We start from the raw sequence: 13459 nt of genomic DNA, 5'->3' as shown, positions 1-13459 counted from the left end.
GCGCTGACACCTGTCCTGTCGCGCCCAGGCGTCGCCACGGCCCGGAACCTTTTGCCTTTCACTTCAACAAACTGTTGACCATAACTTCAACAAACTGTTGACGTGGCTGTTCAGAGCCTCTTACGCTCCGGTTCACCGTCACCAGTCCCAGCAGTTCCGTACGGAAGGTCACCCTCGCCAACATGTCGAAGCGTGTGCTCACGACCGAGTCCGGCGCTCCTGTCGCCGACAACCAGAATTCCGCCACCGCCGGCGTCGGTGGCCCGCTTCTCCTCCAGGACCAGCACCTCCTCGAGAAGCTTGCTCGCTTCAACCGCGAGCGCATCCCGGAGCGTGTCGTCCACGCCCGCGGTTCCGGCGCGTACGGCTACTTCGAGGTGACGGACGACGTCACCGGCTTCACCCACGCCGACTTCCTCAACACGGTCGGCAAGCGCACCGAGACGTTCATCCGCTTCTCCACCGTCGCGGACAACCTCGGTGGCGCGGACGCGGTCCGCGACCCGCGCGGCTTCGCGCTGAAGTTCTACACCGAAGAGGGCAACTACGACCTCGTCGGCAACAACACCCCGGTGTTCTTCATCAAGGACCCGATCAAGTTCCCCGACTTCATCCACTCCCAGAAGCGCGACCCCTTCACGGGCAAGCAGGAGGCGGACAACGTCTGGGACTTCTGGGCGCACGCCCCCGAGGCCACGCACCAGATCACCTGGCTGATGGGCGACCGCGGCATCCCTGCCTCGTACCGCCACATGAACGGCTACGGTTCGCACACCTACCAGTGGACGAACGCCGAGGGCGAGGCCTTCTTCGTCAAGTACCACTTCAAGACGAACCAGGGCATCCGCTCCCTCTCCTCCGAGCAGGGCGCCGAGATCGCGGGCAAGGACGCCAACTCGCACCAGACGGACCTGCTCCAGGCCATCGAGCGCGGCGTCAACCCGTCCTGGACCCTGTACGTGCAGGTCATGCCGGCTGCCGAGGCGGACGACTACCGCTTCAACCCGTTCGACCTCACCAAGGTGTGGCCGCACAAGGACTACCCGCTGCAGCGCGTGGGCCGCCTGGTCCTCGACCGCAACCCGGACAACGTCTTCGCCGAGGTCGAGCAGGCCGCGTTCTCCCCGAACAACTTCGTGCCCGGCATCGGTCCCTCCCCGGACAAGATGCTCCAGGGCCGCCTGTTCGCCTACGCGGACGCGCACCGTTACCGCCTGGGCGTCAACCACACCCAGCTCGCGGTGAACGCGCCCAAGGCGACCAGCGCCGACAACTACGGCCGCGACGGCCTCATGGCGTCCAACGCCTACGGCCGCGACCGCAAGAACTACGAGCCCAACTCGTACGACGGGCCCGCCGAGACCGGCCGCCCGCTGTCGGCCCCCCTCGCCGTCGCCGGCCACACCGGCACGCACGAGGCGCCCGCCCACACCAAGGACGACGACTTCTTCCAGGCGGGCGAGCTGTTCCGCCTGATGTCGGACGACGAGAAGTCCCGTCTGATCGCCAACATCGCCGGCGGCCTCTCGCAGGTCTCGCGCGACGACGTGATCGAGAAGAACCTGGCTCACTTCCACGCCGCCGACGCCGAGTACGGCAAGCGCGTCGAGGAAGCGGTCCGCGCCCTGCGCGAGGACTGATACCCGAGCTGCGTCCGGGGTTTGACGGGAGGTCAGGCCCTGGGCGCGAAGCCCGCACCACTGTGCAGACCCGGATGAGGGGTGGTCACACGGTGGGGCGGGCGGTCCGCCCCAGGCGGACAGGCACGGTCCGCGGCGGCTCTGAGAGCCAGTGCGGTGGTCAAGATCCTGGCGGCTCCTGCTCGACCTGAGGGGAGGCTGTCGCCGGGGTTCATCCCAGGCCGCCGCGGTACCGGCCACACCACGGAATCCGCCCGGCGGCACGCATGCATGTTTCGCCAGTCGCCTGCCGTCGGGCGGCAGCAACTCCCTTCGGGGAAAGACCTCTTCGGGGACGCTCATTTCAGAAGAGGCCAGCTTCGGGGGAAGCGCAGAACGCCGAGTACGGACGGTCCCGTACTCGGCGTTCTTGCGTTGCTCAGGAGATTCGGCGTTCCTGGTCGCTCAGGAGGTTCGGCGTTCCTGCGTCGCTCAGGAGGTGCCGCTGCCCGCCTGCGCGATCAGCTTCTCGCGCAGCACGGTCCACTGCGCCGTCATGTCGTGCACCAGATAGAGGTCGCGCCGCCGCGTCCAGGCCTGGCCGGACTCGGGGTCGTACGTGCCGGGCATCTCGAAGCCCGCGGGCGCGTACGCCTTCATGCCGCGGTCGTTCGTGGTCTGCACACAGCGCTTGACGTGGTCGCGGAAGCCGATGACGCCCGCCGTGCCGATGCCCTCCGGCAGCTTCTTGCGGGCCTCGACGACCTGCGCGGCGACCCCGTCCGTGCTCAGGTACGTGATGGTGCCGTCCGGCGCGACGACCGGCTCGATCGACGTCACGTCGGTCATGCGGTACTTGGACTTCAGGAAGCGCGCGATCTCCCACTGCGCGTACACCGGCACGTCCCTGCGGGCGCGTACGCGGGCGACGGTGTCCGCCAGTTCCTCGTTGACCGGTCCCGGCTCGTACATGACCTTCGTGGGGTCGCCGCCACCGGCCGGCGGCCGGTTCCCGAACCCGTACGCGACGAGGAAGTCGATCCGGCCCAGGGGCGCCGTGGCGGGGTGCCAGTCGAAGCCGATGTCGTGGATGTGGGGCTCTACGGCGCGGGCGGTGGCCCGGTCGTCGAGTTCGTCGCCGAGCGCGGCCCGCATGGCCTGGCGCAGCCTGTCGTCGCCGTGCGAGGGGGCGGGGGCCGCGCCGAGCAGGGCGGGGGCTGCTGCCGCTGCCGCGATGCCCGCGGCGAATTTACGTCGTTCCATGCCCGGATCCTCGCGTTCCGGGACGGCCCGCCGGTCAACAGGGGGCGGCGCGTGGGTGTCGGCGCGGTGTCACGTGTAACTCACCGGGTCAGGCAACTTGCGACTCACAGGGTCATGCCGAAGGGGCGGTCCCACCCGCATCGGGTGGGACCGCCCCTCATCAGGCCCTCAGGATCAGGCCCTCAGGCGCCTGATCAGGCCGTGATCGGCCGGATCGCGGTCGGCGCGTGGCCGGGCTCGGTCGCGAGCTCCTCGAACTCCCTGACGGCGCTGATGTCGGCCGTCGGGCTCATCGAGATGTTCGTGATGCGCTCCAGGATCGCCTCGACGACGACCGGCACCCGGTACTGCGCGGCGAGCTTCTTGGCCTCCTCGAAGGCCGGCAGGAGCTGGTCGGGCTCGGTGACGCGGATCGCCTTGCAGCCGAGGCCCTCGGCGACCTTGACGTGGTCGACGCCGTAGACGCCGAGCTCCGGGCTGTTCTGGTTCTCGAACTCCAGGTTGACCTGGAAGTTGATGTCGAGACCGATCTGCGCCTGGCGGATCAGGCCCAGGTAGGCGTTGTTGACCAGGACGTGGACGTACGGGATGCGGTGCTGCGCGCCGACCGCCAGCTCCTCGATCATGAACTGGAAGTCGTAGTCGCCGGAGAGCGCGACGACCTGGGTCTCCGGGTCGGCGGTGGCGACACCGAGCGCGGCCGGGATGGTCCAGCCGAGCGGGCCCGCCTGGCCGCAGTTGATCCAGTGGCGCGGCTTGTAGACGTGCAGCATCTGCGCGCCGGCGATCTGGGAGAGGCCGATGGTGGTGACGTAGCGGGTGTCGGGCCCGAACGCCTTGTTCATCTCCTCGTAGACGCGCTGCGGCTTCATCGGCACGTTGTCGAAGTGCGTGCGGCGGTGCAGCGTGCCCTTGCGCTCCAGGTGGGAGGCGACCCACGCGGAACGGTCGGGGAGCTTGCCCGCGGCCTTGAGCTCGCGCGCGACCTCGACGAACAGCTCGAGCGCGGCCTTGGCGTCCGAGGCGATCCCGTAGTCGGGGGCGAAGATCTTGCCGATCTGGGTCGGCTCGATGTCGACGTGGACGAACTTGCGGCCCTCGCGGTACACGTCCAGCTTGTAGCCGGTGTGACGGTTGGCCCAGCGGTTGCCGATGCCGAGGACGAAGTCCGACTCCAGGAACGTGGCGTTGCCGTAGCGGTGGCCGGTCTGCTGGCCGACCATGCCCGCGTTCAGGTCGTGGTCGTCCGGGATGGTGCCCCAGCCCATGAGGGTCGGGACGACCGGCGTGTTGGTGATCTCGGCGAACTCGACCAGGAGGTCGGAGGCGTCCGCGTTGATGATGCCGCCGCCGGCGACGATCAGCGGGCGCTCGGACTCCAGGAGGAAGGAGATCGCCTTCTCGATCTGGGCGCGGGTCGCGGCCGGCTTGTAGACGGGCAGCGGCTCGTACGTCTCCGGGTCGAATTCGATCTCGGTCTGCTGGACGTCGATCGGCAGGTCGATGAGGACCGGGCCGGGACGGCCGGAGCGCATCAGGTGGAACGCCTGCTGGAAGACGCCGGGCACCTGGGCCGCTTCGAGGACCGTGACGGCCATCTTGGTGACGGGCTTGGCGATCGTGGCGATGTCGACGGCCTGGAAGTCCTCCTTGTGCAGGAGGTGGGTGGGCGCCTGGCCCGTGATGCACAGGATCGGGATGGAGTCACCGGTGGCGGAGTAGAGGCCGGTGATCATGTCGGTCCCGGCCGGGCCCGACGTACCGATGCAGACCCCGATGTTGCCCGGGTTCGTCCGGGTGTAGCCCTCGGCCATGTGCGAGGCGCCCTCGACGTGGCGGGCCAGCGTGTGGCTGATGCCGCCGACCTCCTTGAGGGACTTGTAGAAGGGGTTGATGGCGGCACCCGGCACGCCGAACGCGTTCGTGACGCCTTCGCGCTTGAGGATCTCAACTGCCGCGCTGGCAGCGGTCATACGAGCCATTGAGTTCTCCTGCTTCGGCTGTCGGATTCGCGCTCCCGTCGCGCCCCCGCGGCGAGCTTTGAGTCCGTGTCGTCTTCGTACTGTCTTCAGCTTCTAATTTCCACATTGCGGAAAGTAGGTTCTGCTATATGGAAGCAATGTAGGCGGCGGTCCCCCGACCGTCAAGAGACGACCTCTCCTCGACCGATCCGGAGGGATCTCGCCCGACTGCCTGCCACGGCGGGGGAGTTTGGAGGACGATGGGCCGCCTGGGGCCTTCCGTCCGGATCCGGACGGAAGGCCCCAGGGCGGGAAGCCATCGCGTGAGCCCGGGTGCGGAGCACCGGGCGGATGCCGGGAGTGGTTCATGGCTCAGAGCGTGCCGGTGCGGTGCCCCGCCTGCCGGCGTGAACAGGTGTATGTACCACCGGCCTATCCGTGCTCGTGCGGTGCGCCCGTCGCACCGCCGCTGCGGCGCGGGGCGCCCGCGGAGTCGGTCACACACCGCACCTGGCTCGACGACTGGGTGACCCTGCGCTGCGGGGCCTGCGGGCGCCGGGACCGGTGGCCGCGCCCCGAGGTCGGCTGTGTGTGCGGGACGGTGCTGCGGATCCCCGTCGAGGGCGACCCGGCGCCGAGCCACGACGCGTCGCCGGACTCCGACGTGACGGGCGGCGCGACCTGGCCGGGGCCCGCGGACCCGCCCACGGCGGAGGGTCCGGATCAGGCCGGTCCTGCGCGACCGGGCCCCGCGCACATTCCGCTGCCGCCCACGGCGCCCGTCCCGCGCCCCGCGTTCCAGCCGGTGGCCATCCGCACGGCCCGCGACGCCGTGACCGCCGTCGCCCTGTACCTGCGCTGGCTCGGCTACCGGGACGTCCGCCGCGCCGACCAGCGCCCATCGTCCGGCATCGGCCTCGCGGCCCGCGGCGTCGTCGCCCAGGTCGAGCCTTCGGTACGGCCCGCCACCCTGCGCGACGTGGAATGCCTGTGGCTGACCGGCATGACGGAGTCGGCGGTCTGCGTCTACTTCTCACTCGCGGGATACGACGAGGACGCGCGCACCCGCGCCGACGAACTCGACGTCCCCCTCTTCGTCCTTGACCTCGCGGGCATACCCCAGCCGGTCAACAACCCGGCGGACGAACTGATAGCGGCCGGGGCGTAGTCCCTGCCCGGCGGCACCGGGGTGTGCAGGACGGGGCCCCACCCGGGCTGATCGCGCCCGGATGAGGCCCCGCAAGAACCCCGGATGAGACCCCGCAAGACGAAGGTCGTACGCCTCAGCCGGCCTCGCCCGCGTACCCCTCCCGCAGCTCGATCTTGCGGACCTTGCCGCTGACCGTCATCGGGAACGCGTCGAGGATGCGCAGCCGCGTCGGCGTCTTGTAGTGGGCGAGCTGGTCGTGGCAGTACGCGCGCAGTTCCTCCAGGGTGAGTGCGTCGGCGGGGTCGCGGAGGATGACGCAGGCCAGGACCTCCTCCCCGTACCGCTCGTCGGGCACGCCCACGACCTGGACGTCCGCGATCTTCGGATGGGCGTAGAGGAACTCCTCGATCTCGCGCGGGTAGACGTTCTCGCCGCCCCTGATGATCATGTCCTTGATCCGTCCGACGATCTGGACGTACCCGTCCTCGCGCAGGACCGCGAGGTCACCGGTGTGCATCCACCGTCCCGGGTCGATGACCTCGGCCGTCTTCTCCGGCTCGTCCCAGTAGCCGAGCATCACGCTGTAGCCGCGCGTGCACAGCTCCCCCGGCTCGCCGCGCGGCAGCGTCACGCCGCTGACCGGGTCGACGACCTTGACCTCGATGTGCGGAAGGACGCGGCCGACCGTGCCGGTGCGGCGCTCCAGGTCGTCGTCGCGGCGCGTCTGCGTCGAGACGGGCGAGGTCTCGGTCATGCCGTAGCAGATGGAGACCTCCGCCATGTGCATCTCGGCGACGACCCGCTTCATGACCTCGACGGGGCACGGCGAGCCCGCCATGATGCCGGTCCGCAGCGACGACAGGTCGTACGTCGCGAAGTCGGCGAGGTTCAGCTCGGCGATGAACATGGTCGGCACGCCGTACAGCGATGTGCACCGCTCGCGCTCGACCGCGTGCAGCGTGGCGACGGGGTCGAAGGACGGGGCGGGGATGACGATGCAGGCGCCGTGGGAGGTGGCCCCGAGGTTTCCCATCACCATGCCGAAGCAGTGGTAGAAGGGCACGGGCAGGCAGACCCTGTCCTGCTCGGTGTAGCCGACCGTCTCACCCACCCAGAAGCCGTTGTTGAGGATGTTGTGGTGGGAGAGCGTGGCCCCCTTCGGGAAGCCTGTCGTGCCCGAGGTGTACTGGATGTTGACCGGGTCGTCGCAGCTCAACTCGGCTTGCCGGGCGTCGAGTTGTTCGACCGTCACCGCTGCCGCGCCCGCCGTCAGGGCGTCCCATCCGGGGTCGCCGATGAAGACCGTCTCGCGCAGCTCGGGGCACCGCTCGCGCACCTGCCCGACGAGGGCCCGGTAGTCGCTGCCCTTGTGCTCGGTCGAGGCGACGAGGATCGAGACGCCCGCCTGTGTGAGCACGAACTCCAACTCGTGGGCGCGGTACGCGGGGTTGATGTTCACCATCACCGCGCCGATGCGCGCGGTCGCGTACTGCACGAGAACCCACTCGGGGCAGTTGACCGCCCAGATCCCGACCCGGTCACCCTTGAGTACGCCCTTCGCGAGCAGCCCGCGAGCCAACTCGTCGACGTCCGCACCGAATTGGGCGTACGTCCAGCGCCGCCCCGACGCCACGTCGACCAGTGCGTCACGGTCGGGGTACGCGGCAACGGCCCGGTCGAGGTTGCGGCCGATCGTGTCGCCGAGCAGCGGCGCCGGATCCGTCCCGTGCGCGTACGAGAGGGGCGGCGGCTCGATCGCCGTGAGGGGAGTCGTCGATGGTTCGCTCGTCACCGGAAGTCCTCCTCGCGGTACTCGGCCGTGGAACCCTGCGCGGTGCGCTCGCGCAGCTCGATGCGGCGGATCTTGCCGGAGACCGTCTTCGGCAGCTCGGCGAACTCCAGGCGCCGGACGCGCTTGTACGGCGCGAGGACGTCCCGCGAGTGCTCGAACAGCAGCTTCGCCGTGTCGGCTCCGGGCTCGTACCCCTCGGCGAGGACGACGTACGCCTTGGGAACGGCGAGCCGCAGCTCGTCGGGGGCGGGCACGACCGCCGCCTCGGCGACCGCCACGTGCTCCAGCAGCGCGCTCTCCAGCTCGAACGGGCTGATCTTGTAGTCGGAGGCCTTGAAGACGTCGTCCGAGCGGCCGACGTACGTGAGATGGCCGTCGGCGTCGCGCGAACCGATGTCGCCCGTGCGGTAGTAACCGCCCGCCATCGCCTCGGCCGTGCGCTCGGGGTCGCCGTGGTAGCCGACCATGAGGCCGATGGGGCGTTCGGACAGATCGAGGCTGATCTCGCCCTCCTGCGCGCCGGGTTCGCCGGTGACGGGATCGAGCAGCTCGACCTTGTAGCCGGGACTGGGACGCCCCATCGAACCGCTCTTCAGCTCCTGACCCGGGCTGTTCGAGACCTGAACGGCGGTCTCCGTCTGACCGAACCCGTCCCGGATGGTGACGCCCCAGGCACGCCGCACCTGCTCGATGACCTCGGGGTTCAGCGGCTCACCCGCGGCGACGACCGCGCGCGGCGGCGTCGCGAGCTGCGTCAGGTCGGCCTGGATGAGCATGCGCCACACGGTGGGTGGAGCACAGAAGGACGTGACGCCCGCGCGCTCCATGACCTCCATGAGCCGGCCCGCGTCGAAGCGCGTGTAGTTGTAAAGGAAGACGGTCGCCTCCGCGTTCCACGGCGCGAAGAAGTTCGACCAGGCGTGCTTGGCCCAGCCGGGCGACGAGATGTTCAGATGGACGTCCCCGGGACGCAGCCCGATCCAGAACATGGTCGTCAAGTGCCCCACGGGATACGACACATGGGTGTGCTCGACGAGCTTGGGCCGGGCGGTCGTGCCGGAGGTGAAGTACAGGAGGAGCGGGTCCTCGGCCGACGTGACGCCGTCGGGCTCGAAGGTCTCGGAGGCGTCGTCGGCTTCCCCGTACGAGAGCCAGCCGCTTTCCGGAGTGCCGCTCGTGCCGACCACGATGCGGGTGAAGTCGCCGGGGACCTCGGCGAACTTCTCGACGTCCTCGGGCCGCACGATGACGTGCCGGGCCCGGCCGCGGTCGACGCGGTCGCGCAGGTCGGCGGGTCCGAGGAGCGGTGTCGCGGGGATGACGACGGCCCGCAGCTTCATCGCGGCGAGCATGATCTCCCACAGCTCCACCTGGTTACCGAGCATCAGGAGAACCCGGTCGCCCGCGCGGACGCCCTGGCCGCGCAGCCAGTTCGCGACGTGGTTCGATCGGCGGCGCAGTTCGTCGAAGGTGAAGCGGCCCTCGCGGCCGTCCTCCTCGACGATGTGCAGGGCCGTCTTCCCGTTGCCGTCGGCGATGGCGTCGAACCAGTCGAGGGCCCAGTTGAACCGCTCGGGGCGCGGCCAGACGAAGCCCTCGTACGCGGTGGTGTAGTCGTCCGCGTTCCGCAGCAGGAAGTCCCTTGCCGTGCGGAACTGTTCGGTCGGGCTCGGCTCCGTACCGCTGGTCGCCGTCGTCATGTGTCCTCCTCATTGCGGACCGTGCATGCCATCGTGTAATCCGTGACGCAGATCTCACCACCCCCGGACGGGGGTGGTGTACGAACCGCTCTCTGGGGAGGGACACGGCGAGTGAGCGCAGACGGGGCCGACGCGGTGGAGATGCGTGCCGCTCTGACGAGGCTGCGGCGAGGCACGGGACTGCCCATCGCGTTCGGCGGACTCATCGCGGGTGGCTCCACGACGAGCGGCTCCATGACGGGCGGCACCGGCTCGGTGCGCATCGGTGAGCTGAGCGGCGCGGTGACGGGCGCGCTCCGCGGCCTCGCCATCGCGACGGGCAACGGCCTGGGCGGCAAGGCGCTCGCCCTGTCCCGGCCGTGCGCCGTCACGGACTACCCGGTCTCGCGGCACATCAGCCACGAGTACGACGCGGCGGTCGCGGCCGAGGGCCTGCTCTCGGTCCTGGCGGTCCCCGTCGTCGTACGCCGCCGGGTGCGGGGTGTCCTCTACGGGGCCCTGCGCACCGCCCAGCCACTCGGCGACCGCACGCTGGGCGAGGCGGTCGCGGCCGCGCGAGACGTGGAACAGGCGCTGGTGGTACGGGACGAGGCGCGGGCGCTGCTTGCGGCGGCTGGTTCGGCAACCGGTCCGGCCGCGGCGGCCGGTTCCACCGCTGGTTCCGTGGCTGGTTCGGCTGCGTGGGAGGAGGTGCGGGAGGCGCACGGCGCGCTGCGGGCGCTCGCGCCTCGCGTCGTGGATCCGGCGCTGCGCGAAGAACTTCTCGCGGTGTGCGGCAGGCTCGCCTCGGCGACGGCACCGCCGCGGGTGCGGGACGTGGGGCTCACTCCGCGCGAGGTGGACGTCCTCGCGTGGGTGGCCACGGGCGCGACGAACGCGGTCACGGCCGAGCGGCTCGGCCTGCGGCCCGAAACCGTCAAGAGCTATCTGCGGTCGGCGATGCGGAAGCTGGGCGCGCACACGCGCCTGGAGGCGGTGGTGGCGGCGCGGCGGACGGGGCTGCTGCCTTAGCGGCGCGCTGGGCTGCTCCCTCAGCCGACCCCTGGGCGGCCCCGCCCTCCCCCCGTTCCGTCCATCGCCGTCCTCGGTCCGCTGTCTACTGGTGTCTACTGGTCGGCGGTCACCGGTCGCCTTCCCACCGCGCCGCCTGACCGGCGGCGGTCACCTGCCACACCCCCTGATGCGCACACCGCACGGGCGGCCGCATTTAGGCCATATATCCTGCGCAGTGGCCGAAGTGACAGCAGTTCCGACACGCAAGGCGGAGACATGGCAGAGCGGCGGGCCCGCCCCGGAGCGGACTCCAAGAAGTTCACGTGGCGCCGCACCGCAGGACAGCCGCCGGTGAACCCGCCCGCTCCCGACGCAACGCCCACCCCCTCCGCCACGTCCACGGACCCCGCGTCCGAGGCGGTCAGCGTGGTGCAGGCGGCGCTGTACCGGGACGGGGTGCGGGTGTCGTCGCCCGCGACGCTCGCCGAGACGTTCCGCGAGCTGCGCGAGCAGCAGGACGGCATGGCGTGGATCGGCCTGGCCCGCCCGACGGAGTCCGAACTCGTCTCCCTGGCAGCCGAGTTCGACCTGCATCCACTCGCGGTCGAGGACGCACTGGAGGCACATCAGCGGCCGAAGCTCGAACGGTACGGGGACACACTGTTCGTCGTCCTGCGCGCCGCGCGCTACCTGGACGCACCCGAGGAGGTCGAGTTCGGGGAGCTGCACGTGTTCGTCGGAGCGGACTTCGTCATCACGGTCCGACACGGCGCCGCGCCCGACCTCTCCGGTGTGCGCCGCCGCATGGAGGACTCCCCCGAGCTGCTGAAACTCGGCCCCGAGGCGGTGCTCTACGCGATCCTCGACGCGGTCGTGGACGGCTACGCCCCGGTCGTCGCCGGCGTCCAGACGGACATCGACGAGATCGAGACGGAGGTCTTCACCGGCGCACCCGAGGTGTCGCGCCGCATCTACGAACTCTCGCGCGAGATGGTCGAGTTCCAGCGCGCGACCCGCCCTCTGGTCGGCATGCTGCACGGCCTGATGGCGGGCTTCGCCAAGTACCGCACGGACGAGGAACTCCAGCGCTACCTGCGCGACGTCGCCGACCACGTCACGCACACCAGCGAACGGGTCGACGGCTTCCGCCAGGCCCTGGCGGACATCCTGACGGTGAACGCGACGCAGGTGACCCAGCAGCAGAACGCGGAGATGCGGGCGCTGGCGGAAGCGGGCTTCGAACAGAACGAGGAGATCAAGAAGATCTCCTCCTGGGCGGCCATCCTGTTTGCACCCACACTCGTGGGAACCATCTACGGCATGAACTTCGAGAACATGCCGGAGCTGGGCTGGGGGTTGGGGTATCCGTTCGCGATTCTGCTGATGGCGGTGGTGTGTGTGAGCCTGTACTTCATCTTCAAGAAGCGGGACTGGCTGTAGCTGCGAGCCTATTCGCGATGCTGACGGTGCGGCGGGTTGAACTTCTTGTGAACGATTTCCAGGTGATTGCCGTCGAAGTCGCCGATGTTGGCCGCGTAGTAGCTCGGGTCGAAGTACGCGCGCACGGCCGGCTCGCCCTCGCTCTTCCCGCCCGCCGCGACGGCCGCGGCGTACACGGCGTCGACCTCGGCATCACTGTCAGCGACGAACCCGACATACACTCCGGTCTCACCGGGCTGGCGTCGGCGCAGCCAGATGGTGGAGCCGACCGCGGTGCCTGAGCCGTAGGCCGCGTCGGCGACTCCGTGGAGATCAGGAACCCCCGCGGGTGCACCGGAGGAGTCCCAGCCCCCGAGCTCTCTCCACCCCAACGGCTCGAGGGCCGCCACGTAGAAGGCCACGGAGCGCGGCACGTCACTTACCGAGATGTATACGTGGTCGAGCACTGTTCTCCCTTGCCGCGTGACGGCTTGCCCGAGAGGGCCGTTCAGCTCCAGTCGTGGGCTGCGCGCGCCGGTGACACCCCCGACAGCCTCGCCCGCTCCGAACCCTTGACGCAGCGGTTGAAGCGTTTCCAGCGTACGCACATCGCCCTTGGTCAACGTGGACCTGACCCACTTGTCTGAACCGTGGCATCCCGTCACGCCCACCTCGGGCCGGACTTCAACAACGTTGTCCCAAGCCGTCACCGGAGGCGGCGCCCGTGGCCCCGCCGTGCCTCGCCGGGTGTCGTGCCGAACTCCCGCCGGAACGCGGTCGCGAACGAAGCATGGCTGCCGAAGCCGCAGGAGTGCGCGATCTGTGCGATCGAGTACGCCTTCCAGCTCGCGCCGGCCAGCCGGCTCCGGGCCAGATGCAGGCGTTCGCGGCGGATGAGGTCGCGTGCGGTGGTGTCGGCGCTCTGGAGGACGGTCCGAACGTAGCGAGGCGACCAACAGAGCGCCCGCACAATGCTGTTGACTCCCAGCTCCGGGTCGGTCGCGTGTCGGCTTACGTAACTCCGGATCGAGGATTCCACGTCGGCCCGCTGGTCGGCAGGCGCCGAATCGGTACCGCCCTCCGCCGCGAGGCAGACCAGATCGAGGAGCTGGTCGCAGGCGATGCCGAAGGTCGTCTCGGAGAACTCCGCGCGCTCTTCCTGGAGCGTCACCACCAACTGCCGTACGAGATGGCCGAGTCCACGGGCTCCGCTCAGCAACTGCGGCTGTTCCGCCGCCGCCCGACTGCGCAGCGCGATCGCGTCGGCGGGCATGATCAGGGACATCGACAGAAAGCCGTCGTCGTGTGCGAACGTCAACGGCCGGTCGATGTCGCACAGCACCATGCTGCCGGGCGTGATCCCGGTCGAGGCTTTTCCCTGCCCACCCAGGCCGTGCCCCGGAACGGCATGAGGAGTTCGTACGTACCCCGCGGATCGGCCCGAATGTGCCGTGCCTCCCGGGACACGACTTCCTCGCCGCTCGCACACAGGGCGAGACCGTACGCCCGTGAATGCTGCCGCTCCAGGCGTCCGGACCAGGGGGCGTCGGGCTCGGGGACGC

Annotated in this window: 10 protein-coding genes; 4 read left to right on the top strand and 6 right to left on the bottom strand. The window is 69.8% G+C overall.

The genetic code is table 11. The annotated features are described in order from the left end of the window. Positions 1 to 182 precede the first annotated feature (182 nt). Positions 183 to 1640 (top strand): catalase, encoded by a 1458-nt coding sequence (locus tag ACIPWY_RS01030; RefSeq protein WP_362898925.1) that lies wholly within the window; start codon positions 183 to 185, stop codon positions 1638 to 1640. Positions 1641 to 2111: 471 nt separating this feature from the next. On the opposite strand, the gene ACIPWY_RS01025 is transcribed toward ACIPWY_RS01030, so the two are convergent. Together ACIPWY_RS01025 and gcl are read right to left on the bottom strand one after the other, a co-directional pair. Further along, positions 2112 to 2882: a hypothetical protein gene (locus tag ACIPWY_RS01025; protein WP_362898926.1), complete on the bottom strand. Its 771-nt coding sequence runs from the start codon at positions 2880 to 2882 to the stop codon at positions 2112 to 2114. Positions 2883 to 3076: 194 nt separating this feature from the next. Continuing rightward, positions 3077 to 4864 (bottom strand): glyoxylate carboligase, encoded by a 1788-nt coding sequence (gene gcl / locus ACIPWY_RS01020; RefSeq protein ID WP_362898928.1) that lies wholly within the window; start codon positions 4862 to 4864, stop codon positions 3077 to 3079. Positions 4865 to 5210: 346 nt separating this feature from the next. Here gcl and ACIPWY_RS01015 point away from each other — a divergent pair, with 346 nt between their 5' ends. Beyond that, positions 5211 to 6011: a hypothetical protein gene (locus tag ACIPWY_RS01015; RefSeq protein ID WP_393700064.1), complete on the top strand. Its 801-nt coding sequence runs from the start codon at positions 5211 to 5213 to the stop codon at positions 6009 to 6011. A gap of 115 nt (positions 6012 to 6126) precedes the next feature. Here ACIPWY_RS01015 and ACIPWY_RS01010 read toward each other — a convergent pair whose 3' ends face one another. Both ACIPWY_RS01010 and ACIPWY_RS01005 read right to left on the bottom strand, forming a co-directional pair. Then, complete coding sequence (locus ACIPWY_RS01010) at positions 6127 to 7785, bottom strand: AMP-binding protein (RefSeq protein ID WP_401531994.1); 1659 nt, start codon at positions 7783 to 7785, stop codon at positions 6127 to 6129. Beyond that, positions 7782 to 9485 (bottom strand): AMP-binding protein, encoded by a 1704-nt coding sequence (locus ACIPWY_RS01005; RefSeq protein ID WP_401531993.1) that lies wholly within the window; start codon positions 9483 to 9485, stop codon positions 7782 to 7784. The genes ACIPWY_RS01010 and ACIPWY_RS01005 overlap by 4 nt, the downstream gene beginning before the upstream one ends. Before the next feature lie 111 nt (positions 9486 to 9596). Here ACIPWY_RS01005 and ACIPWY_RS01000 point away from each other — a divergent pair, with 111 nt between their 5' ends. Together ACIPWY_RS01000 and ACIPWY_RS00995 are read left to right on the top strand one after the other, a co-directional pair. Beyond that, complete coding sequence (locus tag ACIPWY_RS01000) at positions 9597 to 10496, top strand: helix-turn-helix transcriptional regulator (RefSeq protein ID WP_362898936.1); 900 nt, start codon at positions 9597 to 9599, stop codon at positions 10494 to 10496. 258 nt (positions 10497 to 10754) lie between these two features. Beyond that, positions 10755 to 11918 (top strand): magnesium and cobalt transport protein CorA, encoded by a 1164-nt coding sequence (locus tag ACIPWY_RS00995; protein ID WP_362898938.1) that lies wholly within the window; start codon positions 10755 to 10757, stop codon positions 11916 to 11918. An 8-nt stretch (positions 11919 to 11926) separates the two neighbouring features. Here the strand turns inward: ACIPWY_RS00995 and ACIPWY_RS00990 are convergent, their stop codons facing one another. Together ACIPWY_RS00990 and ACIPWY_RS00985 are read right to left on the bottom strand one after the other, a co-directional pair. Next, entirely contained in the window at positions 11927 to 12364 is a 438-nt protein-coding gene (locus tag ACIPWY_RS00990; protein WP_362898940.1) for a VOC family protein, read from the bottom strand. Between the two features lie 239 nt (positions 12365 to 12603). Next, the gene (locus tag ACIPWY_RS00985; RefSeq protein ID WP_401531992.1) at positions 12604 to 13386 is read right to left on the bottom strand and encodes a helix-turn-helix transcriptional regulator; all 783 of its coding nucleotides are present in this window, start codon (positions 13384 to 13386) and stop codon (positions 12604 to 12606) included. Between the last annotated feature and the right edge of the window lie 73 nt (positions 13387 to 13459).

The sequence above is a fragment of the Streptomyces sp. NPDC090032 genome (genome assembly GCF_044748025.1).
Lineage (GTDB): Bacteria > Actinomycetota > Actinomycetes > Streptomycetales > Streptomycetaceae > Streptomyces.
Note: the sequence above shows the minus strand (reverse complement) of the source record. Positions and strands in the feature narration are given on the sequence as shown.

What these genes read in the sequence shown, in the direction of transcription:
- gcl (WP_362898928.1), bottom strand. Translation starts at nt 4,864, where the DNA reads ATGGCTCGTATGACCGCTGCCAGCGCGGCAGTTGAGATCCTCAAGCGC.
- ACIPWY_RS01030 (WP_362898925.1), top strand. Translation starts at nt 183, where the DNA reads ATGTCGAAGCGTGTGCTCACGACCGAGTCCGGCGCTCCTGTCGCCGAC.
- ACIPWY_RS01025 (WP_362898926.1), bottom strand. Translation starts at nt 2,882, where the DNA reads ATGGAACGACGTAAATTCGCCGCGGGCATCGCGGCAGCGGCAGCAGCC.
- ACIPWY_RS01015 (WP_393700064.1), top strand. Translation starts at nt 5,211, where the DNA reads ATGGCTCAGAGCGTGCCGGTGCGGTGCCCCGCCTGCCGGCGTGAACAG.
- ACIPWY_RS01005 (WP_401531993.1), bottom strand. Translation starts at nt 9,485, where the DNA reads ATGACGACGGCGACCAGCGGTACGGAGCCGAGCCCGACCGAACAGTTC.
- ACIPWY_RS00995 (WP_362898938.1), top strand. Translation starts at nt 10,755, where the DNA reads ATGGCAGAGCGGCGGGCCCGCCCCGGAGCGGACTCCAAGAAGTTCACG.